23 protein-coding genes and 2 tRNA genes are annotated in these 22,371 nt (G+C 59.7%); 11 read left to right on the forward strand and 14 right to left on the reverse strand.

All coding sequences use genetic code 11. From position 1 onward, the window contains the following. Positions 1 to 19 precede the first annotated feature (19 nt). Together GOB81_RS01790 and GOB81_RS17945 are read right to left on the reverse strand one after the other, a co-directional pair. Positions 20 to 1,009, reverse strand: coding sequence for an adenosine kinase (locus GOB81_RS01790; protein ID WP_194299738.1), 990 nt, complete (start codon positions 1,007 to 1,009; stop codon positions 20 to 22). Between the two features lie 71 nt (positions 1,010 to 1,080). Then, entirely contained in the window at positions 1,081 to 1,533 is a 453-nt protein-coding gene (locus GOB81_RS17945) for a hypothetical protein (RefSeq protein WP_173568640.1), read from the reverse strand. Positions 1,534 to 1,537: 4 nt separating this feature from the next. Between GOB81_RS17945 and GOB81_RS01800 the strand changes: the two genes are divergently transcribed. Further along, the gene (locus GOB81_RS01800) at positions 1,538 to 2,041 is read left to right on the forward strand and encodes a bactofilin family protein (protein ID WP_173568641.1); all 504 of its coding nucleotides are present in this window, start codon (positions 1,538 to 1,540) and stop codon (positions 2,039 to 2,041) included. Positions 2,042 to 2,169: 128 nt separating this feature from the next. Here GOB81_RS01800 and GOB81_RS01805 read toward each other — a convergent pair whose 3' ends face one another. Together GOB81_RS01805 and rnd are read right to left on the reverse strand one after the other, a co-directional pair. Further along, positions 2,170 to 2,901 (reverse strand): GcrA family cell cycle regulator, encoded by a 732-nt coding sequence (locus tag GOB81_RS01805; RefSeq protein WP_173568642.1) that lies wholly within the window; start codon positions 2,899 to 2,901, stop codon positions 2,170 to 2,172. Between the two features lie 135 nt (positions 2,902 to 3,036). Beyond that, positions 3,037 to 4,233, reverse strand: a complete 1,197-nt coding sequence (gene rnd / locus GOB81_RS01810) for a ribonuclease D (protein ID WP_173568643.1) — start codon at positions 4,231 to 4,233, stop codon at positions 3,037 to 3,039. Between the two features lie 103 nt (positions 4,234 to 4,336). Here rnd and queF point away from each other — a divergent pair, with 103 nt between their 5' ends. Further along, entirely contained in the window at positions 4,337 to 4,807 is a 471-nt protein-coding gene (queF, locus tag GOB81_RS01815; protein ID WP_173568644.1) for a preQ(1) synthase, read from the forward strand. A 235-nt stretch (positions 4,808 to 5,042) separates the two neighbouring features. Here queF and atpC read toward each other — a convergent pair whose 3' ends face one another. The 7 genes from atpC to GOB81_RS01850 all read right to left on the reverse strand — a co-directional run bounded on the left by atpC (position 5,043) and on the right by GOB81_RS01850 (position 11,867). Continuing rightward, complete coding sequence (gene atpC / locus GOB81_RS01820; RefSeq protein ID WP_173568645.1) at positions 5,043 to 5,450, reverse strand: ATP synthase F1 subunit epsilon; 408 nt, start codon at positions 5,448 to 5,450, stop codon at positions 5,043 to 5,045. 28 nt (positions 5,451 to 5,478) lie between these two features. Then, positions 5,479 to 6,957 (reverse strand): F0F1 ATP synthase subunit beta, encoded by a 1,479-nt coding sequence (gene atpD / locus GOB81_RS01825; RefSeq protein ID WP_173568646.1) that lies wholly within the window; start codon positions 6,955 to 6,957, stop codon positions 5,479 to 5,481. A 59-nt stretch (positions 6,958 to 7,016) separates the two neighbouring features. Then, positions 7,017 to 7,898: a F0F1 ATP synthase subunit gamma gene (locus GOB81_RS01830; RefSeq protein ID WP_173568647.1), complete on the reverse strand. Its 882-nt coding sequence runs from the start codon at positions 7,896 to 7,898 to the stop codon at positions 7,017 to 7,019. Between the two features lie 16 nt (positions 7,899 to 7,914). Then, positions 7,915 to 9,450, reverse strand: a complete 1,536-nt coding sequence (atpA, locus tag GOB81_RS01835; RefSeq protein WP_173568648.1) for a F0F1 ATP synthase subunit alpha — start codon at positions 9,448 to 9,450, stop codon at positions 7,915 to 7,917. Next, on the reverse strand, positions 9,450 to 10,040 hold the full coding sequence (locus tag GOB81_RS01840; RefSeq protein WP_338421288.1) for a F0F1 ATP synthase subunit delta: 591 nt from the start codon (positions 10,038 to 10,040) through the stop codon (positions 9,450 to 9,452). Before GOB81_RS01840 ends, atpA begins: the two co-directional genes overlap by 1 nt. 222 nt (positions 10,041 to 10,262) lie before the next feature. Beyond that, on the reverse strand, positions 10,263 to 11,693 hold the full coding sequence (locus GOB81_RS01845) for an MFS transporter (RefSeq protein ID WP_173568649.1): 1,431 nt from the start codon (positions 11,691 to 11,693) through the stop codon (positions 10,263 to 10,265). A 100-nt stretch (positions 11,694 to 11,793) separates the two neighbouring features. After that, a tRNA-Gly gene (locus tag GOB81_RS01850) sits at positions 11,794 to 11,867 on the reverse strand. 285 nt (positions 11,868 to 12,152) lie between these two features. Here GOB81_RS01850 and GOB81_RS01855 point away from each other — a divergent pair. The 3 genes from GOB81_RS01855 to nusG all read left to right on the forward strand — a co-directional run bounded on the left by GOB81_RS01855 (position 12,153) and on the right by nusG (position 13,119). Beyond that, positions 12,153 to 12,229 (forward strand) — tRNA-Trp (locus tag GOB81_RS01855). A 155-nt stretch (positions 12,230 to 12,384) separates the two neighbouring features. Continuing rightward, positions 12,385 to 12,579, forward strand: a complete 195-nt coding sequence (gene secE, locus GOB81_RS01860; RefSeq protein WP_173568650.1) for a preprotein translocase subunit SecE — start codon at positions 12,385 to 12,387, stop codon at positions 12,577 to 12,579. A gap of 9 nt (positions 12,580 to 12,588) precedes the next feature. Beyond that, positions 12,589 to 13,119: a transcription termination/antitermination protein NusG gene (gene nusG, locus GOB81_RS01865; protein ID WP_173568651.1), complete on the forward strand. Its 531-nt coding sequence runs from the start codon at positions 12,589 to 12,591 to the stop codon at positions 13,117 to 13,119. A gap of 165 nt (positions 13,120 to 13,284) precedes the next feature. Here nusG and GOB81_RS01870 read toward each other — a convergent pair whose 3' ends face one another. Beyond that, the gene (locus tag GOB81_RS01870) at positions 13,285 to 13,752 is read right to left on the reverse strand and encodes a DUF2501 domain-containing protein (RefSeq protein WP_173568652.1); all 468 of its coding nucleotides are present in this window, start codon (positions 13,750 to 13,752) and stop codon (positions 13,285 to 13,287) included. 525 nt (positions 13,753 to 14,277) lie between these two features. Between GOB81_RS01870 and GOB81_RS01875 the strand changes: the two genes are divergently transcribed. The 6 genes from GOB81_RS01875 to GOB81_RS01900 all read left to right on the forward strand — a co-directional run bounded on the left by GOB81_RS01875 (position 14,278) and on the right by GOB81_RS01900 (position 20,463). Then, the gene (locus GOB81_RS01875) at positions 14,278 to 15,300 is read left to right on the forward strand and encodes an aspartate-semialdehyde dehydrogenase (protein WP_173568653.1); all 1,023 of its coding nucleotides are present in this window, start codon (positions 14,278 to 14,280) and stop codon (positions 15,298 to 15,300) included. Between the two features lie 267 nt (positions 15,301 to 15,567). Next, positions 15,568 to 16,044, forward strand: a complete 477-nt coding sequence (gene sdhC, locus GOB81_RS01880; protein WP_173568654.1) for a succinate dehydrogenase, cytochrome b556 subunit — start codon at positions 15,568 to 15,570, stop codon at positions 16,042 to 16,044. A 1-nt stretch (position 16,045) separates the two neighbouring features. After that, positions 16,046 to 16,465 (forward strand): succinate dehydrogenase, hydrophobic membrane anchor protein, encoded by a 420-nt coding sequence (sdhD, locus tag GOB81_RS01885; protein ID WP_173568655.1) that lies wholly within the window; start codon positions 16,046 to 16,048, stop codon positions 16,463 to 16,465. Positions 16,466 to 16,550: 85 nt separating this feature from the next. Beyond that, the gene (gene sdhA, locus GOB81_RS01890) at positions 16,551 to 18,362 is read left to right on the forward strand and encodes a succinate dehydrogenase flavoprotein subunit (RefSeq protein WP_173568656.1); all 1,812 of its coding nucleotides are present in this window, start codon (positions 16,551 to 16,553) and stop codon (positions 18,360 to 18,362) included. A gap of 27 nt (positions 18,363 to 18,389) precedes the next feature. After that, a complete protein-coding gene (locus tag GOB81_RS01895) occupies positions 18,390 to 19,172 on the forward strand; it encodes a succinate dehydrogenase iron-sulfur subunit (RefSeq protein WP_173568657.1) in 783 nt (260 codons plus the stop codon). A gap of 166 nt (positions 19,173 to 19,338) precedes the next feature. Further along, positions 19,339 to 20,463: an acyltransferase family protein gene (locus tag GOB81_RS01900; RefSeq protein WP_173568658.1), complete on the forward strand. Its 1,125-nt coding sequence runs from the start codon at positions 19,339 to 19,341 to the stop codon at positions 20,461 to 20,463. Positions 20,464 to 20,556: 93 nt separating this feature from the next. Here GOB81_RS01900 and GOB81_RS01905 read toward each other — a convergent pair whose 3' ends face one another. Both GOB81_RS01905 and GOB81_RS01910 read right to left on the reverse strand, forming a co-directional pair. Continuing rightward, complete coding sequence (locus GOB81_RS01905; protein ID WP_173568659.1) at positions 20,557 to 20,904, reverse strand: zinc ribbon domain-containing protein YjdM; 348 nt, start codon at positions 20,902 to 20,904, stop codon at positions 20,557 to 20,559. Positions 20,905 to 21,000: 96 nt separating this feature from the next. After that, positions 21,001 to 22,119: a THUMP domain-containing class I SAM-dependent RNA methyltransferase gene (locus GOB81_RS01910; RefSeq protein ID WP_173568660.1), complete on the reverse strand. Its 1,119-nt coding sequence runs from the start codon at positions 22,117 to 22,119 to the stop codon at positions 21,001 to 21,003. Between the last annotated feature and the right edge of the window lie 252 nt (positions 22,120 to 22,371).

The raw sequence follows: 22,371 nt of genomic DNA on the forward strand, positions 1-22,371 counted from the left end.
TGTCCGACAGATTGCCTACTCAGAAACCCATGTCTTTCCATGGATTGGACAACGGCCTTGCGCCGTAATGCGAGATCACCTCGGAGGCGGCCAGAGAAGCAAGACGCCCACACTCCTCGAGTGTCCGGTTCGAGGTCAGGCCGGCAAGGAAACCCGCAGCGTAAGCATCCCCGGCGCCGGTTGTATCCACGACCTGCGTCGGCACTGGTGCGATCACGATCTGCTCACCACCCCGGATAATGACGCTGCCTTTTTCCGAGCGCGTCAGGGCGGCAAAACTGGTGTCCTCTGCGGCATGACGCGCTGCCGTCTCGAAATTTTCCGTCTGATACAGGGCGCAGATTTCGTTTTCGTTGGCGAACAGGATGTCGATGTGTCCCTTCACCAGATCAAGAAAGGCTTCGCGATGACGCCCGACACAGAACGGGTCTGAAAGGGAGAGCGCCACCTGACGACCGGCCTTGTGCGCCATCGAGGCGGCACGGCGGAATGCTTCCTGCGCATGCGGAGGATCGAAGAGATATCCTTCGAGATACACGATGGAAGAGGCGTTGATGACATCGGCCAGCACATCGTCGGGTGTGAACTGCGTACAGGCGCCGAGATAGGTGCTCATTGTCCGCTGGCCATCCGGCGTGATCAGCACGATGCAGCTGGCAGTGGAAAGATTGGCACCCAGACGTCCATCCAGCGGACGCGAAGGAAACGTGACGCCACAGCCCCGGATGTCCTCGGCAAACGCCTTGCCGGCTGCATCTCCGGACACTTTACCCAGATAGGCGACACGTGCGCCAAGCTGCGCGGCCACCACGCAACTGTTCGCCACCGATCCGCCGCCGGTTTCACGTTCGACCTGCACGGCCGCGCGCAATGCACCGGAACGATCCTCGTCAATGAGGGTCATGCTACCGGGCACAAGTCCCTGCTTGTCGAGGAAATCGAAATTTACCTTTGCGAGCACATCTGTGATGGCATTTCCGATGCCGCAAAGGTCATAGAGGATGGTCATTGGCGTTATCCCGCGTCTTGAAAGCTCTCCCCGTCTATCGCCAATGAGAGGAGGCCGTCCATGCCCATCCGTTACCATATTTTAACCCACAGCCGGATGGTCGCTTCAAAAGCGTTCACCTTGCAAAAAACGGCCATGAACGCCCTTGTCCCCCGGTTCCTTATGCGTATAACCGTGGGAGAGAACGGCTGACACTGGACCGCTCCGGTCTTGTAATACAAGGCACGGAAGGTGTTGGCGGATATTTTGGCCGCCTGGCGGCCCAGACACGAGTGACGGGGTTTTTTCTTGCTGTTCAAGAGACACAAACCTAACGCCGCCAAGTCCCCGCAGAACGGAAAGCCGGCGCCGGCTCCGAACGCTGCCGGGGTATCGCGGCCTGCTGTTTCCGGCTCTCCCGAAAGCAAGACAGCGACGTCAGACGCCGCCGGGCACGGAGCCATCTTTTCGCCCAAGACAGCCGATACGACGGACAGGGCGGGCGCCAGCGCCGCTGGTTTTTCCACACCTTCAAAGGATTCCACATCTATGGGCCGTGCTCCCTTTCCTCCCACCCCCGGCACACCGGGTTCCCCCGCTCCGGCTGGCGGCCCTACCCCGACGAATCCCTCCGCCGCTGGCCCGGGACTGATGCCCGGTCACCGTCCGTCTGCCGCCACGGCTCCACGCGATGACCGTCGCACGCTCGTCGTAGGTCGCGGCATCAGCGTTCAGGGTTCCGTGCAGGATGCCGAGCGTCTGGTCGTGGAAGGAACAGTCGAGTCCAGCATGATCAATGCGAAAGAGCTGTCCGTTGCTCCCGGCGGTCTGTTCCGCGGTGGCGTGGAAGTGGAAGACGCAGAGATCGCGGGCACGGTCGACGGCACGCTGACCGTACGTGGTCACCTGACGGTTGCCTCCACTGGCCGTCTCCTCGGCAAGGCGACATGCAAGCGTCTGCGCGTGGAAGATGGCGGCCAGATCACCGGCCAACTCGAAATGCTGTCCGATAAGGACGCGGCTTCTGCACCCAAGAGCACCCCCGCTGCCTGATGCGGCATTGCGCTGCGTGTAATGAAAAAAACCCGCTTTCGAGCGGGTTTTTCTTTGACCATTTCCCATCAACCACAAAAAAGCGGAGAAGAAAAATTCTTCTCCGCTTTGATTTTACAGTTTGATACTCAGCTCCCGCTGTCGCGCCGATCTCTCAGTTTGACGTAAGCCAGAGCCGCATGCTCTGCGCAGTAAGGCTTGCCTGGCAGCGGTGTGGCACCACAAAAATGGAAACCCGGCATTCCCGGATCACCCAGTGGCCAGCAGCAACTCGCACTGCGCCGACGAGGTTCCATAGCGGAAGCCAGACGCTGCACCGCTGAACGGGGAACGGGAGTCGCTTTCCTCTGTGGCGCAGCAGGTGCCTGTACCCTGACGGCAACCGCAACATCCGCTTTAGCAGAGGAAACAGTCGCTACCTGCTTCACCGGCTCAGGTCGTTTTTCGCTTACGACCGGGGCACTGCTCGGCTTCGATACACTGTCCGCTGTCATCACGGCTGCGGGTTGCGAGACCGTTTCGCGGTCTACCGAAACAGCCTTAGCCGATGCAGCCACCTGTTCAGCAGGCGCTACCGAGACGACATCAGGAACTGAGGGAATACCCGAAACCGCTTCGACTTTTACTGGCTTGCGCGGAGAAGGTGCTTTTGGTCGTTCACCACCCTCAGCACTCTTCTTGACCGTGCCTTTCCCATCCTGCCGCCGAATCGGCGAAGGACGCGGCGGAAGTGCCAGTCGATGGGCCTTTCCAACAACAGCATTCTTGGTGATACCGAGTTGTCGTCCGATCTCAGCCGTTGACAGTCCTTCCTGCCATAAGGCCTTGAGACGGGCGATTGTCTCGTCTGTCCACTCCATTGAGGCGCCTCTCCATTATTGGCCGCTATCGGCCAATTTAAATTCTGAGGGGAAAATAGGTCCTTCGGCGTTCACACTCAAGGAAGGCTTGGCAGAAAGCTGGGGACAAAGACCGCTTTAGCGGGAAATGACAGGTTATTCCGTACGAAGCAGCTTCAGCCGACCGCCCTGCACCCCGAGAGAAAGCCTGCCCTCACACAAAGCCAGCGCTTCCTCACCGAAGACGTCCCGGCGCCAGCCGGTCAGCAAGGGCCCCTCCTGATCCTGCCCCAGAGCGAAAGCATCCAAATCGTCTGAATTCGCCACCAGTTTCGGCGCGACATTATGCTGTTCGCACTGATGCGTCAGAAGCACTTTCAGGAGAGCGACCAGCGCAGGTGACGACCGGGGGCCTTCAGACCCTTTCCCATTGTTGCGGGATACTTTCGGCAAATCGGCATCAGGCAATGTGGAAGCGGATTCCACAACCGTGAGAAGCTCTTTTCCCATTCGGCCTTCAGCAAAGCCGCGCGTGACCCCACGTACTCGCGCCAGAGCTTCCGTCGTTTTCGGCACCGTCGCTGCAATTTCCAGCAGGCTCTCGTCCTTGAGCATCCTCTGACGCGGAACATTCGCGTTCTGGGCTTCCAACTCACGCCAGGCCGCGATGGCACGCAGGATGCCAAGCATCCGACGGTTATTGGTCCGTGCCCGCAGTTTTTCCCATTGTTTTTCAGGATCAACCCGCAACCGGTCGGGATCGGACAAGGCGGCCAGTTCGGAACTGACCCAGGCCCCTCTTTTCTCGCGCTCAAGCTGCTCGACCAGCGCTTCATAGACCAGACGAAGATAAGTCACATCCGCGGCTGCGTAGGCAAACTGAGCGGGAGAAAGCGGACGCACCGACCAGTCCGTGAAGCGATGGCTCTTGTCGATGGTCGCGCCAGTCAGCGCGCCGACCAGGTTGTCATAGCCCACCTGATCGCCATATCCGGCGACCATTGCCGCGACCTGCGTATCGAACAGCGGTTCCGGCAACCGATCGAACAGATGCAGGAAAATCTCCGCATCCTGCCGGGCGGCATGAAACACCTTCACCACATCGCGGTCGTCAAAAAGTTCAGCCAGAGGAGAAAGATCGAGTTCCGGCGCAAGTGAGTCGATCAGGACGACTTCATGCTCGCCCGCGATCTGAATGAGGCAGAGTTCGGGCCAGTACGTTTTTTCCCGCATGAATTCCGTGTCGACCGTGACAAACACCTCTTTTCTCAGGCGTTGGACGGTCTGTGCGAGATCGTCGGTGGAGACGATCAGACGGGGTTCAGGGAAGGTGTGTTTCCGACTTTTGGCCATTCCTGTTCCATACACAGGACAAAGGGCCAGCGGAAGATGTCAGCTTGACGTCGCAAGGCCCAAAATGACACATGCGTTCAAAAGATCCTCATGGAGCAGACGGATGACGAAACACGCTGAAGGCACAGAGGCACTCACTCAACTCGGAAAAAATGCCGCCATTCCAGCATCCCCGGAGCAGGCGCGGCTCGAACGGGTACCTGCACCTCACAAAGGTAAGATGTATGTCGTCCGCTTCACAGCCCCGGAGTTCACCTCGCTGTGCCCCGTCACAGGGCAGCCCGACTTCGCCCATCTGGTGATCGACTACATCCCTCGCGACTGGATCGTCGAAAGCAAATCCCTGAAGCTCTATCTCACCAGCTTCCGCAATCATGGCGCTTTCCATGAGGACTGCTCCGTGACGGTCGCGGAAACCCTTGTCAAACTCCTTGATCCTGTCTGGCTGCGGATTGGAGCCTACTGGTACCCACGCGGCGGCATCCCGATCGACGTTTTCTGGCAGACCGGCTCGCCCCCGCAGGATGTCTGGATACCGTCACAGGATGTGCCCGGTTATCGCGGGCGCGGCTGATCCTCGGGGCCAGACAAAAGAAAGACCGCCTCTTTTCCAAACCGGGAGCCGTGGGATATTTCACCACCGCAACTGGACAGAAAGCACGTCTTTTTGTGGAGTATGAGGCAAATACCCAGAAAGAATGCAACCCACGTTGCTGGCGGCCTGTACAATGGGCACGCGCGCAAAAAAAATGCCTGATCCGCATTTTACGGATCAGGCATCAGCACTTTGGGTTTTAGAAACGAAAAGATTAGTTGCCCGCGCCCGCATCAATCTCCGCACGCACAGACTGAATCTTCGACATCAGCCCTTCAAGACGCGCAGAATCTGACTTGTCAGCAGCTTCCCATGCCTCGGTAAGCTCTTCCAGACGCGCCGTCGCCGTATCGACGGAGATTTCCGTAACCGGCACGGCATCATCCGCAAGAATGGTGCATCGCGTCTGCGTCATGTCGGCAAAGCCGCCGCCGACGAAGTAACGGTCGGTGGGGGTTTCACCGTCATAAAGAGTGACGGTGCCTCCGCGCAGAAGAAGCATCATGGGGGCATGCTCGGGCATGGCGGCGATATCGCCTTCCTCGCCCGGCATCACCACCATGTCTACATCGCGGGACACCAGAACCTTCTCCGGGCTGATGATTTCGACCTTGATCGGCATTCTGTTGGTCCCTTCCGACGTCGGCGACTTACGCCGCTTCCTTCATCTTCTCAGCCTTGGCGACGGCTTCATCGATGGAGCCAACCATGTAGAAGGCGCCTTCCGGAAGATCGTCATACTCACCGGCAACGATCGCCTTGAACGAACGCACCGTGTCTTCCAGAGACACCAGCTTACCCGGCGCACCCGTGAACACTTCGGCGACGTGGAACGGCTGGGACAGGAAGCGCTGGATACGACGCGCACGGGCAACAAGCTGCTTGTCGTCTTCCGAGAGCTCATCCATGCCGAGAATGGCGATGATGTCCTGCAGGGACTTGTAGGTCTGCAGGATGCGCTGCACGTCACGAGCAACCTGGTAGTGCTCTTCACCGACAATCTTCGGATCAAGCGAACGGGACGTGGAGTCCAGCGGATCCACAGCCGGATAGATGCCCATTTCCGCGATGGAACGGTTGAGAACCGTCGTTGCGTCAAGGTGAGCAAAGGTCGCAGCAGGAGCCGGATCGGTCAGATCGTCGGCAGGCACGTAAACGGCCTGAACGGACGTGATCGAACCCTTCTTCGTGGAGGTAATACGCTCCTGCAGGGCACCCATTTCCGTGGCCAGCGTCGGCTGATAACCCACGGCTGACGGGATACGACCCAGAAGAGCGGACACTTCCGAGCCAGCCTGTGTGAAGCGGAAGATGTTGTCGACGAAGAACAGAACGTCCTGACCTTCCTCGTCACGGAAATACTCAGCCTGCGTCAGACCCGACAGGGCGACACGGGCACGGGCACCCGGCGGCTCATTCATCTGGCCATAAACCAGCGCCACTTTGGAGCCTTCCGTCGAGCCGTCTTCATTCACCTTGATGACGCCTGCGTCCTGCATTTCGAAATACAGGTCGTTACCTTCACGGGTACGCTCACCGACACCCGCGAACACGGACACACCACCGTGCGCCTTCGCGATGTTGTTGATGAGTTCCTGAATGATAACCGTCTTGCCGACGCCAGCGCCGCCGAACAGACCGATCTTGCCGCCCTTCAAGTAGGGGCAGAGCAGGTCAACAACCTTTATTCCTGTGACAAGAATCTCGGAAGCGCCAGCCTGCTCCTCGAAGGAAGGAGCCTCACGGTGGATCGGGGCACGTCGCGTCGTGCGGATCGGGCCCTTTTCGTCGATGGCTTCGCCGATCACGTTCATGATGCGGCCGAGCACTTCCGGGCCGACCGGCACGGAGATCTGCGCGCCTGTATCAATGACTTCCTGTCCACGCACCAGACCGTCGGTGGTGTCCATGGCAATGCAGCGCACTTCGTGCTCGCCGATTTCCTGTGCAACTTCGAGCACAAGAGTGTGGCTGCCGAGCTTCACGTGGAGAGCGCCGAGAATCTTGGGCAGTTCGCCTTCAAACTGGACGTCAACGACGGCGCCGCGAATCTGAGTGATACGGCCGACATTGTTCGACGAACCCGAGGCTGAAGACTGGGCCGGGGTCTGAGTGGTGGTGTCCGACATGGGATCAGCTCCTGCGGGCAAAACGGTCTGAATGATACGGGATCGGGTGGAGGCGGATATCAGACCGCCTGCGCACCCGAGATGATCTCGATGAGGTCGTTGGTGATGTTGGCCTGACGTGTCCGGTTGTATGTCTGGGTCAACCGGTCGATCGCCTTGCCAGCATTTCGGGTCGCGTTGTCCATGGCGGTCATACGCGCACCCTGCTCACCGGCTGCGGACTCAAGCAAAGACGCATAAATCTGCACCTGCAGGTTACGCGGCAGCAAACGCTCCAGCAGCACCTGCTCGTCCGGCTCGAACTCATACTGAGCAGCGTTCGGATCAGGCTTCACTGCGGCCTCATCCAGTCCCAGCGGAATAAGTTGCAAGGGCGTAGGCACCTGCGACATCACATTGTGGAACTGGTTGTAGATGATTGTGCAGACATCGAACTGGCCGGCCTCAAGAAGAGCCGTAATCTTCGCACCGAGATCGCTCGCCGCAGAAAACGGGATTTCCTTGCCGCCAACACCGATGACATGATCCACGATCAGGTCTGTATATTCACGGACCAGATAGTCATAGCCCTTGCGACCGATCGGCAGCAGTTTGACAACCTTGCCTTCAGCCTGAAGGCGACGGATCGTCAGACGGGTCGTGCGGTTGATGTTCGAGTTGAACCCACCCGCAAGACCACGGTCACTGGTGATCGGCACCAGCAGATGGACACGGTCATTGCCCGTGCCCGCCAGCAACTGCGGAGCGCCATCCTGACCAGCCATCGCTCCGGCAAGCTCACCGAGCATGCGACGCATGGCGGCCGCATACGGACGAGCCGCTTCGGCGTGCAACTGGGCGCGGCGGAGTTTCGCCGCCGCGACCATTTTCATCGCGCTCGTGATCTTCTTCGTCGATTTGACGCTTCCGATCCGTGCGCGGAGTTCCTTCAGGGAGGCCATGAGCGGTTACTCGCGATCAGGCTGCGAAACGACGGTTGAAGTCCGTAAGGAACTCGCCAATCTTCGTCTCTAGATCCTTGGTGATCTGACGCTCGGTGCGCAGACCCTGAATGATGTCTTTTGCAGGACCACGCAGTTCAGCAAGCATCTTCGTTTCCCAGGGCACGACCTTATCAACGGCAATGCCATCAATATAGCCACGTGTGCCTGCGAACAGAACCACCACCTGCTCCTCAACGGCGAGCGGTGAGGATTCCGGCTGCTTCAGCAGTTCGACAAGACGTGCACCGCGAGCAAGCTGCTTCTGTGTCGCCGGATCGAGGTCGGAAGCGAACTGCGAGAATGCAGCCATTTCACGATACTGAGCCAGTTCCAGCTTGATCTTGCCGGCAACCTGCTTCATCGACTTGATCTGTGCGGCGGACCCGACACGGGACACCGAACCACCGACATTCACAGCCGGACGCACACCACGATAGAACAGATCCGTCTCAAGGAAGATCTGGCCGTCGGTGATGGAGATCACGTTCGTCGGAATGTAGGCGGCAACGTCGCCAGCCTGCGTTTCGATGACCGGCAGGGCCGTCAGCGAACCGGCGCCATTCGCGTCGGACATCTTCGCGGCACGCTCAAGCAGGCGAGAGTGCAGGTAGAAGACGTCACCCGGATAGGCTTCACGTGCTGGCGGACGACGCAGCAGCAGCGACATCTGACGATAGGCAACAGCCTGCTTTGACAGATCGTCGTAGCAGATCAGGCCATGCATGCCGTTGTCGCGGAAGAACTCACCCATGGCGCAGGCCGCGTAGGGAGCCAGATACTGCAAGGGAGCCGGATCGGAAGCCGTTGCAGCCACCACGATGGAGTAAGCCATCGCACCCTGCTCTTCGAGCGTGCGGACAAGCTGAGCAACCGTGGAGCGCTTCTGACCAATCGCAACATAGATGCAGTACAGCGACTTCTTGTCGTCGCCGAGGGCATTCACGTCTTTCTGAGCGAGAATGGTGTCGAGCAGAATGGCTGTCTTGCCGGTCTGACGGTCACCAATGACCAGTTCGCGCTGACCACGTCCGATCGGCACAAGCGCGTCGATCGCCTTGATGCCGGTCTGCATCGGCTCGCTGACGGACTGGCGCGGCATGATGCCGGGCGCCTTGACTTCAGCCGGCGTCATCTTGACGTCGGTGAGCGGCCCTTTGCCGTCAATCGGGTTTCCGAGGCCGTCGACAACGCGTCCCAGAAGGCCCCTGCCGACCGGAACCTCGACAATGGCACCGGAACGGTTGACCGTGTCGCCTTCACGAATTTCGTTATCGGAACCGAAGATAACGACACCAACATTGTCGTTCTCAAGGTTCAGTGCCATGCCTTTCTGGCCAGCGGACGGAAAGTCGACGAGTTCGCCAGCCATCACGTTCTGCAGACCATAGACACGGGCGATACCGTCACCAACGGTCAGGACCGTTCCTGTCTCGGCGATTTCAGACGCTGTGTCGAATGAAGCGATCTGCTGCTTCAGGATATCCGAAATCTCGGCGGGACGGATTTCCATCACGCGGCTCCCTTCATGGCATAGTGCAGGCGAACAAGGCGGGATTGCAGGCTGGTGTCAACAAGGCGCGGACCGACACGCACCACAAGACCACCAAGGATCTCGGGGTCGACGCGCTCCTGAAGGCTGACACGCGAATATCCGGCTTCGGCGAGCTTACCCTGCAACTGGGCACGCTGCGCCATCGTCAGCGGCTGAGCACTGACGACCTCAGCCGTGATCTCGCCGCGACGGGCGGAAGCCACGGCGGCGAAAGCCGCAAAAATCTGACGCAGATGCGGAAGCCGACGATTGTCAGCGATCACACCCACGAAATTGACGATCAGGTCGCTGAAACCCTGCTGCTTGGCAACAGCAAGAACCGCTTTGCGGGCATCCCGGATATCCAGGCGCGTATCCTGCAAAACGGCGCGGAAGGGCGCGCTCTCATCAATGAGTCGGGCGAAGGCATCGGCCTGGGGCAGGACCTCGTCGAGCTTCAACTTCTCGGTGGCAAGCTCGTAGAGTGCGGTCGCATACCGCCCCGCGAGACCACCTGTCCCAACCAGGGACTGAGCAGCGGATCGGGTACTTGTTACGGCAGTGGCCACTGTCGGCTGTTTCCTTCTGCGTTCCCCAAGGGCGCCGACAGGCGCGGTCCCCGGTCCGATTCTTTACCCGGACCCGATGGAGCGCCCGGTCGCATTTGTTATTCCGGCGGCCTCTAGCATGGAGTTTTCGGGGGCGCAACCGAACAGATGAACGGAAATCAATCTTCTGCCGAATCTTTCAGTTCAGCAATAACAACCGTGAGGTGCGCCCTCGAGCCTCCCTCACGAAAAACTCTCGGCAACCCTTCTCGCGCTGGCCTGAGCCGATGCACTCGTCGCGATCAGACCGACAAGAATAACACCGCAGCCAAGCATCACAGCAATCCAGCAGACCGTATGACTCAACCCGAGGAACACTGGCGCAAAAGAGCGCTCATCGCCCGCAACCGTAGCCCCTGCCCCCCTGACGCTTCCGGCCACCGCCACGCCGAGAGCCGCTCCGATCTGGCGACTCGTCGACGCCACGGCTGCGGCGAGCCCGGCCTGGCGTCGCGGCATCCCCGACACGGCTGCGTTGGTGATTGGCGCATTGCACAATCCAAATCCGCCGCCAACGAGCGCATAAGCCGCCGCGAGCCAGAGTGCAGAGGAATCCGCCGTGAGCTGCGCCAACATCCATGCTCCGCCGGCAAGCCCGACTCCCGACAGCACCAGAGGCACGCGCGCCCCCCGACTGGCGACCAGCCGCCCAGACAACGGGGCTGCGATCACCACAGCCGCCGCAAACGGCATGAGTTTCCACCCGGCCGCACTCGGACTGAAGCCGCGAATCTGCTGAAGATAGATCGTGCTCAAAAACAGCAGCGACGAGAAAATAGCGAAACACAGGATCGCCAGAACTGTGGCGGATGAGAACGGAATGGATCGCAGGAAGCCGAGATTCAGCATCGGGCTGGCAATCCGCCGCTCCACCCCCACGAAAACAATTATCCCAACAAGCGCCATAATCAGCAGACCGATGATGACGGGACTATCCCATCCGAAGTCGGGACCTTCAATCAGCGCCCCGACCAGTGTGAGAGTCGCAAGCGCGGCCAGCCCCTGTCCCGCAGGATCGAATCGCGAAATGACGGATGAACGCGATTCCGGCACGAACCGCAGGGTCATCAGCATGGCGATCAGCCCGATCGGCAGATTGATCCAGAAAACCGCTCGCCAACTCAGGGAATCAGCAATGAAGCCGCCTATAGCCGGGCCGAGCGCGAGCGCGACACCGGACATCATCCCCCATAATCCGATCGCCTTTGCCCGCTCGGCTGGCTCCAGGAAGGTATTGGTGATGATGGACAATGCGACCGGATTGAGCATTGCGCCGCCGACACCCTGCAATATCCGCGCGGCAATCATCTGAGCCGGGGTCGCGGCCAGACCGCAGAAAGCCGAGGCCACACAGAAAATCGTGATTCCGGAAAGAAACACCCTCCTCCGGCCAAACCGGTCCGCCAGTGAACCTGCCGCCATGAGAAGTGCCGCGACCGTCAGGGTGTAGGCATCCACAATCCACTGGAGGCTCGCGATGCTGGCCCCGAACGCCTGACGGATCGAAGGCAGGACGACGTTTACAATGGTGACATCCATCATCACCAGTAAAAGGCTCAGGCAGCAGGATGCCAGCACAAGCCAGCGGCGTCCTTCGGTGACAGGCTGGGACATAGAGAATTTCCGACAGTGTGACAGGAGCGTCATTCACGGATGAACGCTAAGCACGCCATGTTGGCTGAGCGGCTATCACATTATGATTTTCGGGGAAAAATGGAGCGGGCGAAGGGAATCGAACCCTCCTAAGAAGCTTGGAAGGCTACTGCATTACCACTATGCTACGCCCGCATCCTGCCGCTCTTATATAGTTTCCCCAATCGTGAAGGCAAGTCTCTATCGCACTTGGCGATTATCGAGCAGGACGGCCTTTTCCCGATAAAATAATTTTGTCGGATTTCCCCGTTTTTCCGCCGGTTGTCGTGGGCAAAGCGCAAAATGGAAGGGTGTTCCGCAATGACACCCTCTTGACTTTGGGACCGCAACATATTCTTTTCCGCCCCCTGCGCCCGGTTCAAGTAGTGAGCGGTGGACATGGCTTCGGTCCTGGCCTCTGTTCTCTTCGGGTGGTGCCGCAGGGGTGTAGCTCAATTGGCTAGAGCGCCGGTCTCCAAAACCGGAGGTTGTGGGTTCGAGACCCTCCACCCCTGCCAACACAGCCTGAATTCAGTATCGGTGGATATCCCCTGATCTGGGCGAGGGTGGCGCGGATTGACCGGCATCTGCCGGTTTCTGGCGAGTGTTACCGGTTTGCCGGATTCGGACCGATGAGGCCGGCGCAGGGCAGACCGAGAGAGAAGGTTTTTTCGTGTCTGCCAGTCCAGTCAAATTTCTCCGGGATGTGGAGGCCGAGGCCAAACGGGTCACGTGGCCCTCACGGAAAGCGACGCTGGTGACCACGGGCGCCGTGCTCGCGATGGCTACGCTCGCTTCCATTTTTTTCTTCGTCGTCGATCAGGTCATTGGACTTGGCGTTCGCGAACTTTTCGGGCTGGGAGGCTAGAGGACGGACATGGCCAAACGTTGGTACGTCGTTCACGTCTATTCGGGTTTCGAGAAGAAAATCGCTACCCAGATCATGGAAGAGGCAGCCCAGAAAGGGTTGTCCGACCATATTGAGCAGGTTCTGGTACCTTCCGAAGAGGTAGTGGAAATCCGTCGGGGCCAGAAGGTCAATTCAGAGCGCAAGTTCTTCCCGGGTTACATCCTGGTGAACATGGAACTGACCGATGAAGCGTGGCATCTTGTAAAAGATACCCCGCGCGTTACCGGATTCCTCGGCTCCAAGACACGTCCGAGCCCTATTCCGGCGGCTGAAGCCGAGCGGATCATGAAGCAGGCTCAGGAAGGCGTTGAGCGTCCCCGCTCCTCCGTCACATTCGAGATTGGCGAGCAGGTTCGCGTCGCGGATGGTCCGTTCACCTCCTTCAACGGCATTGTCGAGGAAGTGGATGAGGACAAGCAGCGCCTCAAGGTCAGTGTTTCCATCTTCGGGCGCTCGACGCCTGTCGATCTGGAATACGGTCAGGTCGAAAAACTCTGATCGCGATTTTCTTTTCGCTCTAGAAAAAGCCTCCGCTTCAAAGCGGGGGCTTTTTTATTGCCTGTTCATCTTCCCCTCAGGTCTTTCCACAAAAAAACGCGCGGATCATACCGATCCGCGCGTTCCTTCAGAACTGATATCTGTCCGTTATGTCGGACAGCCCGATCAGATCAGAGAAGACGCCTTGCTCTCAACTGCCTTGCAAAGCTTCTTGCGAGCCTTTGCCTTCAGGGTGGACAGCGAAAGCTGGTTGCCGTTTCCAACCTGAAGAAGCCCCTGCTGACCGGATGCGTAAGACGTATCGCCGGTCACGGCTGACTGGCCGCTCAGTGTGCTGAGTGTGGATTTCGCTGAAGAGACATTGCTCACCAGATTGTTCTGCACGCAGTAGCTGAGAACACCAGCGACATTGCCGCTGCTGGCCGACGAAAGGGAAGGAACGCCCATGGCGCCCAGCAGGCCGGAGGTGGAGCCGGTCGTGGACGATGAGGTCGTGCTGCCCAGCGCGTTCTGCATTGCGCCCTGCTCGGCACCCTGAGCAATACCGCTGAGGGACTGAGCCTGAGCAACGGAAACACCGGCGACCGAGAGCCCACAGACAAGAGCGAGAGCGCCAAAACGACGAATGGCCATAAAACTTCCTTTCAACTGACTTGCTCGATGAATTATAAATCCATCAAGCTTTTAGACACTGTTAAACGGCAATGCGGCAGGAACGCGGCGAAACCGCTTCACTTCCGGTGTCAGCGGATGCGTTCCGGTCGCGACGCATGGCTCAACAGATGTGCGGGCACCAAGCCACGGCCACCCTTCCCACGCAAGCGGGACGGCACACAGCGCACGGCAAATGTCCGCCGTGGTGCGCGCGTCATGACCCCGCAGTCTTTTGGCAGAGGGACAGGCCCACCGCCGTTTTGCAGCCGGGCGTTGCTTATTCTGGTCCCGCCTATCCATCATTCAATCGAATGGCAGCGTTTCACCCCGCACATCCGTCAGACCGTACAAGAGGGGACGCCCTCTGGCGATCACAAAAATGCGACCCTACTTCTTCCCTGAAGCCCTCAGCAGGAGATGCGATAAATCTTCCACGCTCCGGGTTCCTGCTATATGTGCCGAATCGCAACTCCATGACGAACGTGGATCAGGAGAGGAACTGAAATGGGTTATCGCGTAGCGGTCGTCGGCGCGACAGGCGCTGTCGGACGCGAAATACTGAAGACCTTGCAGGAACGTGAGTTCCCCGTCGATGAAATCGTGGCGTTGGCTTCGCCGCGCTCGACCGGACGCGAAGTGTCCTTCGGTGACCGGACTCTGAAGGTGCAGAACCTTGAGACGTTCGACTTCACGGGCTGGGATGTTGCCCTGTTCTCACCGGGCGCCAGCGTGTCGGCCATTCACGCTCCCCGCGCCGCGAAGGCCGGGTGCATCGTGATCGACAACACGTCCCATTTCCGCATGGAGCCGGACGTGCCGCTGGTCGTGCCGGAAGTGAACCCGAACGACCTGAAGAAGGCGAAGCGCGGCATTGTCGCGAACCCGAACTGCTCCACCATCCAGATGGTCGTGGTGCTGAAGCCGCTCCATGACCTGTTCACGGTGAAGCGTGTCGTCGTCTCGACCTATCAGGCCGTGTCCGGCGCGGGCAAGGACGGCATGGACGAACTGTTCACCCAGACCAAGGGTACGTTCGTCAACGATCCGCCGAAGATCGAGCAGTTCCAGAAGCAGATCGCGTTCAACTGCATTCCCCAGATCGACCGCTTCATGGATGACGGCGCCACCAAGGAAGAGTGGAAGATGGCCGTCGAAACGAAAAAGATCCTCGACCCCGAGATCTCCGTGATGGCTACCTGCGTGCGCGTGCCGGTGTTCATCGGCCATTCGGAGGCGGTTGCGGTGGAATTCGAGGAACCGGTCGACCTCAAGAAAGCACGCGAAGTGTTGCGTGAGGCCGAAGGCGTGATCCTGCTCGATGAGCGCGATGACGGTGGCTACGTGACGCCCATCGACTGCGTGGGGGAAGACGCGACCTATGTGTCGCGCCTGAGAATCGACCCGACGGTGCCCAACGGACTCGCCTTCTGGTGCGTCGCCGACAACCTCCGCAAGGGCGCGGCCCTGAATGCTGTTCAGATCGCCGAAACCATGATTGCACTCGACCTGTTGCCCAACCGCAACTAAGACGCGGCACGGTCACGCGGGTTTGATCCGCGTGACCGACCAAACGACTGTTTTAGGCGATTCAACCCGCGCTGGAACAGTATAGGCTCCCCTTTCCGGCAGGGATTACCTCCCCCGGCAGGACAGCGTTCCCATCAAACGCGGCATCCCTCTCGGTCTCGTGTTTCCCCGTTGAATTGACCCCGAAAACCCTGCGGCGTAGGACCGATTTCGGAATGACGCCGTCTTCTGTGCGGCGTTTTACGTGGACAAGATGACGAGGCGACGATGCAGGATGTCCGGGAAGCGCTCTATGTCGGGAGCCGAAGCGACGGCGCTCTAATCCGACGACCGATGTCACCGCATCTTCAGGTCTACAAAATGCGCCTGTCGATGTTTCTTTCCATCTCGAACCGAATCACCGGCGTCGTGGCGACCGGCGGCTCCGCTCTTGGAGTTTTCTGGCTGGCGGCCCTTGCGAAAGGCCCAAAGTCTTTTGCCAGCGCCCGCAAGGTGACAGGCAACCCGCTGGGCCAGCTGGTCCTGTTCGGATGGATCATCTCTCTGGTCTGGCACACGGTTGGTGGCCTGCGCCACTTCATCTGGGATGCCGGTCGTCGCTACGACAAGAAAGAACTGAACGAGGATGGGCGGGTGGCACTGGGCGTCATCGCCGGTGTGGGCGTCACGCTCGCGACGTCCCTGCTCGGCATTTCCTGCTGTCGCGCCCGTCGTCGCGCCAAGCTGCTGAAGAAGGCTTCCTGAGATGAACGCAACGTCTCCCACGCATCACACCGTGATGCGCTCACAGCTGGGTCGTGCCCGTGGTCTCGGTTCGGGGCATTCAGGCACCGATCACTGGATCGTCGAGCGTGTTTCAGCAGCAAGCCTGCTGCCGCTTTCCGGCTGGTTCGTCATCCAGATGTTCCGTCTGGGTGGTGAGGACTATGAAAAGGTTGCCAGATGGGGCGGCAAGCCGGTCAACGCGACCCTGCTTGCGGCTCTGGTGGCCACCAGCTTCTACCATGCGGAAGTCGGTCTTCAGGTGATCGTGGACGATTACGTTCACGGCAAGGCGCACGCCCCCGCGAAGCTGCTCGTAAAGATTGGCACCGGCCTACTCGGCCTGCTCGGCATCTTTTCGGTGCTGAAACTGGCCCTCGGTCGCACTGCCGCAAAAGGCTGATTGCCGCTGACCGGCGCGGCCCTGTGGTCTCCGCCGGTTTTTCTGATGCACTGACTGGTCGCAAGACAACGGGAGCGCCGTCACTATGAACGCTAATTCCTCTCCTTCCCGGGGGGCCTACCGCATTGTCGATCACGCCTATGACGTGGTCGTGGTCGGCGCCGGCGGGTCGGGTCTCCGCGCAACGCTCGGTATGGGCGCCGCAGGTCTTTCCACCGCCTGCGTGACCAAGGTTTTCCCCACCCGCAGCCACACCGTGGCCGCTCAGGGTGGCATCGGCGCCTCCCTCGGCAACATGGCCGAGGACAACTGGCGCTGGCACATGTACGACACCGTCAAGGGGTCTGACTGGCTGGGCGATCAGGACGCGATCGAGTTCATGTGCCGCGAGGCGGTCCCCGCCGTGCACGAACTCGAGCATTTCGGCGTCCCGTTCTCACGCACGGAACAGGGCAAGATCTACCAGCGCCCCTTCGGCGGCCACATGAGCGACTACGGCAAGGCTCCGGTGCCCCGCGCCTGCGCCGCCGCCGACCGCACGGGCCATGCGATCCTGCACACGCTGTATCAGCAGTGCCTGAAGCATAACGTCGAGTTCTTCGTCGAATATTTCGGCATCGACCTTATCATGGACGACGATGGCGCCTGTCGTGGCGTGATGGCGTGGTGTCAGGATGACGGCACGATCCATCGCTTCAACGCGAAGATGGTCGTTCTGGCGACGGGCGGTTACGGTCGTGCCTACCAGTCCTGCACCTCGGCCCATACCTGCACGGGCGATGGCGGCGGCATGGTCATGCGCGCCGGCCTGCCGACACAGGACATGGAATTCGTGCAGTTCCATCCGACCGGCATCTATCCGGCGGGCTGCCTGCTCACCGAAGGCTGCCGTGGTGAAGGCGCTTACCTCACCAACTCGGAAGGCGAGCGCTTCATGGAGCGTTATGCGCCGACGGCGAAGGATCTGGCGTCTCGTGACGTCGTCTCCCGCGCCATGACGGTTGAAATGCGTGAAGGGCGCGGCTGTGGTCCGAAGAAAGACCACATGATGATGCATCTTGAGCATCTCGGTTCCGACCTGCTGCACGAGCGTCTGCCGGGCATCATCGAAACTTCCCGCATCTTCGCCGGTGTGGACGTGACGAAGGAGCCGGTGCCGGTTCTGCCGACCGTTCACTACAACATGGGCGGCATCCCGACGAACATTCATGGCGAAGTGGTCCGGCCGACGGCCGACAATGTGGATGCGGTCGTTCCCGGCCTGATGGCTGTGGGCGAAGCGGCCTGCGTGTCCGTGCATGGCGCGAACCGCCTCGGCACCAACTCGCTGCTCGATCTGATCGTCTTCGGACGCGCCGCTGCCAAGCGGGCCGCCGAGATCGTCAAGCCGACTGATTTCGTGAAGCCGCTGCCAGCCGGTGCGGGCGACAACGCTCTCGACCGCCTCGATAACCTGCGGCACGCCAAGGGCGGCACGCGCGTATCGGAAGTGCGTGATCGCCTCCAGCGCGACATGCAGATGCATGCGGCGGTGTTCCGCACCGAGGAGAGCCTCAAGGAAGGCTGTGACAAGATTCAGGAGATCTGGAAAGCGAAGGAGGATCTCTCCGTCGCCGACCGTTCGCTGATCTGGAACAGCGACCTGATGGAAGCGCTCGAGTTCGAGAACCTCCTTGCCAATGCAACCGTCACACTTGAAAGCGGACTGGTCCGTCATGAAAGCCGCGGCGCGCATGCCCGCGACGATTATCCGGATCGCGATGACAAGCAGTGGATGAAGCACAGCGTGTCCTGGCTGGACAACAAGGGCAGCACGAAGATGACGTATCGTCCGGTGCATATGAAGACACTGACCGATGAGGTTCAGGTCTTCCCGCCCAAAAAACGCGTCTATTAACCCACCGTCAGAAGAGGGAGACTGAACATGGTCGAACTGAAACTTCCGCGGAACAGCACGGTGGGCAAGGGACAGTTCTTTCCTGCCCCCGCTGGCTCCAAAAATGTGCGGACTTTCAAGATCTATCGCTGGACACCGGATGACGACAGCAATCCGGTGATGGATACTTACGAAATCGACATCGACAGCATCGGGCCGATGGTGCTCGATGCACTCATCCACATCAAGAACGATGTCGATCCGACGCTGACGTTCCGCCGTTCCTGCCGTGAGGGCATCTGCGGTTCCTGTGCGATGAACATCGACGGCGAGAACACGCTCGCGTGCCTCAAGCCGGTGCGGGACATGCAGGGCGACATCCTCATCAATCCCCTGCCCCACATGCCCATCGTGAAGGACCTCGTGTCCAACCTCGACGGCGCATATGCCCAGCTGCGCTCCATCGAGCCGTGGATGAAGGCCGACAGCGCACCGCCGCCGGATGGCGAGCGTCTCCAGTCACCGGAAGAGCGCGCCAAACTGGACGGCATGTGGGAGTGCATCCTGTGCTTCTGCTGCACCACGTCGTGCCCGTCCTACTGGTGGAACGGCGACCGGTACCTCGGTCCGGCCACGCTGCTTGCGGCCTATCGCTGGATCGCGGACAGCCGTGACGAGCATCAGGGCGACAGGCTGGATGCACTGGAAGATACCTTCAAGCTCTATGCCTGCCGCACGATCATGAACTGCACGCAGACCTGCCCGAAGGGTCTGAATCCGGCAAAAGCCATCGGCCGGATCAAGGAATTGCAGGTCGAGCGCAAGCTCTGATCCCCATCGCCCTGCACTCACGAAAAACGCCGGAAGGGAAACCTTCCGGCGTTTTTTAATGGGAATACTCTCACTGACCATTCTCCCGACGCATTTTCGGGTATGAGTTCGGTATTCAGGCGCAACAGGCAGGGCACGAGAGCAGATGTATTCAGGGCAGAAAGGCATGTTCGCGTCCCGACCAGCAGCGGGGTCTGTCCGCTTCGAAGCGCTCCAGTCCCTGCGCGGACTCGCCGCGCTGACCGTGGTCATACGGCATGTTCTGGCCTGCTATCCCATTCCGGACCATCTGACGACTGTCATCGTCTTCTTCTTTTTCAACTCCCCTGCCGCCGTGACCCTCTTCTTTGTGCTGAGTGGTTTCGTCCTGACCCACTCGCTGGAACGGCAGTCGCTGACACTCCCCACGCTCCTCACCTTCTGGACCCGACGCGTTTTCCGTATTCTTCCCTGCGTGATGGCCGTTTCGCTTCTCAGCTATCTGTATATACGCTCGCCTCTTTCAGCCTGGCCCATCGAGGGCAGCGATCCATTCATGACCGGCCTCCTGCCGCATGACATGCCCCTCTCGCCGTTCCTGTTTCTCAAATGCATGCTGTCGCTTTCGGGTGCTCTGGTGCCTCAGAACTGGACGGTCATGGTCGAACTGATCGCAGCCCTGTTCTTTCCTTTCCTGTGGGTCGCCAGCACGAAAGGGGCACGCGCCTTCCTGCCTCTGGCAATCGTGACGCTCCTGCTGGCCGCATTCGCCCCCGCAGGCGGAAAAGGACTGCCCTTCATTTATGCGTTCAGCTTCGTGGCCGGAATGGTGGCCTACAGGGCATGGCAGAACACGACAGTCACGCTCACCGGCGTCGGACTACTGCTGGCTGCTGTCGGCATGTCCTTACCGACCACTGTCCTGACAGAACCGGAAACACTGGGCGCCGTTTTCAGTTCACCCCGACTTGTCATCCCCGAAGCGGTCTTCTCGGCCCTGCTGCTGTTCGGACTGGCCCGGGGGGGAGCCGTCGCCCGCGCCCTGTCCTGCCGTCCACTTCTGTGGCTGGGGAATATTTCCTACAGCATCTATCTGCTGCACTTCCTGATCATTGCCATCGCCGGGCGACTGCTCTCGCCTCTGCTGCCGAACCTCTCCATGACGGCCCGCGAAGGACTCGTGCTGGGTCTCACCCTGATCCTCGTGCTGCCGCTGAGTCATCTGCTTTACGAGACCGTGGAAAAACCCGTGAACCGTCTGGGGCACCGCGTGGCTTCGCTGCTGTTCAAGCCGCGTTCACACACGGCCTGACAGACAGGACCCTCGACACGCCCATCATGTGTGCAGGAGTGACCTCCTGACTTTCGGCGACGATCACTTTCGCCGAAAGTCAGACAATAGCCCTCAGGATTTTTTCACGAATTCCGACTTCAGGTTCATGGCGCCAAACCCGGGAATCTTGCAGGCGATGTCATGGCCATCCGTGCCATCGACAAGGCGGATGCCTTTCACCTTGGTTCCGCCCTTCACCACCTGCGAAGATCCCTTGATCTTCAGATCCTTGATGACCGTCACGGTATCGCCATCGTCCAGTTCGTTGCCGTTGGCGTCCCGAATGACACGGACGCCCTCACCTGCCTCGCCGGACGCTTCCCCACTCCATTCATGGGCACATTCCGGGCATATCCACAGGGGGCCATCCTGATAAACATGCTCGCAACCACACTGCGGGCAAGTCATGCTGTCGCTCATCCCGATTTCTCCATCTTTCCGATCGACACAGAATGCGCCGGTCCAGACGCACGCATGACAAACGGGAGCGCTTCACACAACCCGTGAGGGGTGTCTTCAGGGAAGTGGTGCGGTCTGGAACAGCGTCACCCGCAATCCGCCATGCGGGACAGGCGCAGGTGGCGGCAGGAAAGGCAGGCCGGTCGCATGGGCCAGCCCGCTCTCTGTCGTGACAATGCCGACGCGCCAGCCGGAGAAACGCGCCAGCAGGGTCTGGCCAAGGGCACGGTAAAGCGGAATGAGTGATTTTTTGTCGCCGATCCGCGTTCCATATGGCGGATTGGCGATGACAAGTCCGACCGGACCTTCCGGCGGTTGCAATTCACTGATCGTCGCCCGTGCGAATGTCACGAAGTCAGTGATTCCAGCCCGCGCCGCATTGGCCTCACTCATGGCGACAGCCCCCTCGTCGCGGTCACTACCGTAAAACCTGACCGATGGAATCCGCTCACTTTTCACCGTCCGCATCCGCTCCCATGCTTCCGCATCGAACGTCGCCAGTTTTTCAAAGGCGAAATGCCGGGACCGGCCGGGGTTAAGACGCGCTGCAATTTCCGCCGCTTCGAGAATGAAGGTGCCTGAGCCGCACAGAGGATCAACCACCGGTTCCTGACCGCTGTAACCGCACTGGCGCAGGAACAGGGAGGCCATCGTCTCGCGTATCGGGGCGCGATTCACCGCCTCCTTGTGACCACGCCGATGCAGGAGGTCACCCGACGTGTCGACACTCAGGGTGCAGACATTCTGGTCGAACCGGGCTCGCACCAGAACGCCGTCGTCGTTATCCGCGTGCGGCGCTCCGATCGTTTCGTGAATGGCCCGGGTAATGCGTTCGGCAGCCGCTCCCGCGTGATAAATTCGGGAGGTCGCGCAGGTGGCTTCCACCCGAAAAGGAACCTCCGGACGCAGGATGTCCGCCCAGGCCACCTGCCGGGCACGGTGATCGAGCTGCGCGAGATGCGTAACATGAAACGAATCGATCCGGGCCAGCACACGGCTGGTGCCACGCACCCAGAGGTTCGCCCGCCAGACTTCCGGCCATCCACCTCTGATGGTCACCCCTCCCGGCACAACGGAAGGAGATCTGAATCCCTTATGGCGCACTTCATCGCACAGCACGGCTTCGAGGCCGGGAACGGTGGCGAGAAAGATCTCGAAGGTGGTTTTCCCTGTCATCACGCTTCCATGACAGGAAGAGAGACCGACGGCAAACCGGAACGTATCGAACCCGATATGGAACTTTCATCTGCCGAGATTCTTATAAGCACGCGTGAGATCATGCGCATTCCACTATTGAGACCTGAATGAAAATACACAGGCAACAAAACAGAGATATTCATACTATTCTTCTTTGAATTTTTCATTCAGTATTTACATCTCACAAATACATAATGAGGATAGAAAGTTTTACAGAAATTGATTTTTATG

The sequence above is a fragment of the Acetobacter conturbans genome, assembly GCF_011516755.1.
Lineage (GTDB): Bacteria > Pseudomonadota > Alphaproteobacteria > Acetobacterales > Acetobacteraceae > Acetobacter > Acetobacter conturbans.

What these genes read in the sequence shown, in the direction of transcription:
- GOB81_RS01790 (WP_194299738.1), bottom strand. Translation starts at nt 1,009, where the DNA reads ATGACCATCCTCTATGACCTTTGCGGCATCGGAAATGCCATCACAGAT.
- GOB81_RS01800 (WP_173568641.1), top strand. Translation starts at nt 1,538, where the DNA reads ATGGGCCGTGCTCCCTTTCCTCCCACCCCCGGCACACCGGGTTCCCCC.
- GOB81_RS01805 (WP_173568642.1), bottom strand. Translation starts at nt 2,901, where the DNA reads ATGGAGTGGACAGACGAGACAATCGCCCGTCTCAAGGCCTTATGGCAG.
- rnd (WP_173568643.1), bottom strand. Translation starts at nt 4,233, where the DNA reads ATGGCCAAAAGTCGGAAACACACCTTCCCTGAACCCCGTCTGATCGTC.
- queF (WP_173568644.1), top strand. Translation starts at nt 4,337, where the DNA reads ATGACGAAACACGCTGAAGGCACAGAGGCACTCACTCAACTCGGAAAA.
- atpC (WP_173568645.1), bottom strand. Translation starts at nt 5,450, where the DNA reads ATGCCGATCAAGGTCGAAATCATCAGCCCGGAGAAGGTTCTGGTGTCC.
- atpD (WP_173568646.1), bottom strand. Translation starts at nt 6,957, where the DNA reads ATGTCGGACACCACCACTCAGACCCCGGCCCAGTCTTCAGCCTCGGGT.
- GOB81_RS01830 (WP_173568647.1), bottom strand. Translation starts at nt 7,898, where the DNA reads ATGGCCTCCCTGAAGGAACTCCGCGCACGGATCGGAAGCGTCAAATCG.
- atpA (WP_173568648.1), bottom strand. Translation starts at nt 9,450, where the DNA reads ATGGAAATCCGTCCCGCCGAGATTTCGGATATCCTGAAGCAGCAGATC.
- GOB81_RS01845 (WP_173568649.1), bottom strand. Translation starts at nt 11,693, where the DNA reads ATGTCCCAGCCTGTCACCGAAGGACGCCGCTGGCTTGTGCTGGCATCC.
- nusG (WP_173568651.1), top strand. Translation starts at nt 12,589, where the DNA reads ATGGCCAAACGTTGGTACGTCGTTCACGTCTATTCGGGTTTCGAGAAG.
- GOB81_RS01870 (WP_173568652.1), bottom strand. Translation starts at nt 13,752, where the DNA reads ATGGCCATTCGTCGTTTTGGCGCTCTCGCTCTTGTCTGTGGGCTCTCG.
- GOB81_RS01875 (WP_173568653.1), top strand. Translation starts at nt 14,278, where the DNA reads ATGGGTTATCGCGTAGCGGTCGTCGGCGCGACAGGCGCTGTCGGACGC.
- sdhC (WP_173568654.1), top strand. Translation starts at nt 15,568, where the DNA reads ATGCAGGATGTCCGGGAAGCGCTCTATGTCGGGAGCCGAAGCGACGGC.
- sdhD (WP_173568655.1), top strand. Translation starts at nt 16,046, where the DNA reads ATGAACGCAACGTCTCCCACGCATCACACCGTGATGCGCTCACAGCTG.
- sdhA (WP_173568656.1), top strand. Translation starts at nt 16,551, where the DNA reads ATGAACGCTAATTCCTCTCCTTCCCGGGGGGCCTACCGCATTGTCGAT.
- GOB81_RS01895 (WP_173568657.1), top strand. Translation starts at nt 18,390, where the DNA reads ATGGTCGAACTGAAACTTCCGCGGAACAGCACGGTGGGCAAGGGACAG.
- GOB81_RS01900 (WP_173568658.1), top strand. Translation starts at nt 19,339, where the DNA reads ATGTTCGCGTCCCGACCAGCAGCGGGGTCTGTCCGCTTCGAAGCGCTC.
- GOB81_RS01905 (WP_173568659.1), bottom strand. Translation starts at nt 20,904, where the DNA reads ATGAGCGACAGCATGACTTGCCCGCAGTGTGGTTGCGAGCATGTTTAT.
- GOB81_RS01910 (WP_173568660.1), bottom strand. Translation starts at nt 22,119, where the DNA reads ATGACAGGGAAAACCACCTTCGAGATCTTTCTCGCCACCGTTCCCGGC.